Source organism: Nitrosomonas mobilis (assembly GCF_900103035.1).
GTDB classification, from domain to species: Bacteria; Pseudomonadota; Gammaproteobacteria; order Burkholderiales; family Nitrosomonadaceae; genus Nitrosomonas; species Nitrosomonas mobilis.
The window spans coordinates 1-1,291 of the sequence record NZ_FMWO01000110.1 but is presented as its reverse complement, the minus strand read 5'-3'; the positions used below and the strand labels follow the sequence as shown (position 1 = coordinate 1,291).

1 protein-coding gene and 1 pseudogene are annotated in these 1,291 nt (G+C 49.7%); both read left to right on the top strand.

The window, feature by feature from the left end; genetic code table 11:
* Positions 1-599 (top strand): IS1595 family transposase (locus NSMM_RS14745; RefSeq protein WP_143001970.1); only part of this gene is annotated, 599 nt, incomplete at its 5' end.
* A gap of 13 nt (positions 600-612) precedes the next feature.
* Positions 613-1,291: pseudogene (locus NSMM_RS14740) on the top strand (IS256 family transposase); the annotation flags it as partial.

Genomic DNA, 1,291 nt, shown 5'->3' with positions numbered 1-1,291 from the left:
TTCGCTATCGGTTCCTGACTTTGCCGGCGGCTACTAAAGCCAACCACTTGCAAGGAATCATTGAGGCGGATGAGACCTTTTTTCCCTCTTCCTGCAAAGGTCAACGTCACCTGAATCGTCCACCGCGTAAACGTGGCAAGCAAATCCATGTACGTAGCACAGGCAAAGATCAGGTGCCGGTGCTGGTAGTACGCGACCGCTCTGGTGCAACAGCAGATTTCATGTTGAATGCGCCTGATAGAAAGACAATTGAGCCTCCTTTGCGGGCTATCCTGGCAAAAGATGCCATTTTCTGTAGTGATGGCGCTGCCGTCTACCGGTCTGTGGCTCATAGCCTCGGAATTACCCATCGCCCCGTCAATCTCTCTGCTGGAATTCGAGTCATTGCTGGTGTTTACCATATCCAGAATGTTAATGCCTACGACAGCAGACTTAAACAGTGGATGAAAAGATTTCATGGGGTCGCAACCAAATACCTGGAAAATTACCTGGGCTGGCGTAGATGGCTGGAACGTTGGGGTGGGCACAACTCGCCAATCATTGGACTCCAGGCCGCTCTCGGACGAGAAAATCAGTTTCAACGTCTAATGCAGACATAGCCTTAAAAAACACCTGCTGGGAACAGACGCGCCTGGATTATCGCCTGCGACGATCAGCCGCTTGAAGTAGGACTGGGAACAGGATTATCAAAACTGGACTCGCCGCGATCTGAGTGGCAAACGGTATGCTTATGTCTGGGCTGATGGTATCTACAGCACTGTGCGGATGGATGACCGGTTATGTCTTCTGGTGATTATCGGTTCTGATGAAACGGGGCGTAAAGAGCTGCTGGCATTGTCTGATGGTTATCGTGAGTCTGAAGCGAGCTGGACGGAAGTATTGATGGATTTGAAACAACGTGGCCTCAAAGGTGCTCCCAAATTAGCTATCGGTGACGGTGCGCTGGGGTTCTGGAAGGCTGTTACCCAGTGCTGGCCGGATACGGATCAACAGCGTTGCTGGGTGCATAAAATCGCCAATGTAATGGAAAAGCTGCCCAAGGCCATGCAACCCAAGGTCAAGGAAGCGCTGCACAATATCTGGTAGGCGGAAACACGGGAAAAGGCTTATAAAGCATTTGATAACTGTATTGAACGTTTTAGTCCTAAATATCCAAAAGCGATGGAGTGTCTGGCAAAGGATAAAGATTCCATGCTGGCTTTCTATGATTATCCTGCAGAAAACTGGCAACACATTAGAACAACTAATCCAGTCGAATCAGTCTTTGCAACTGTCCGGCTGAGAACAGCCA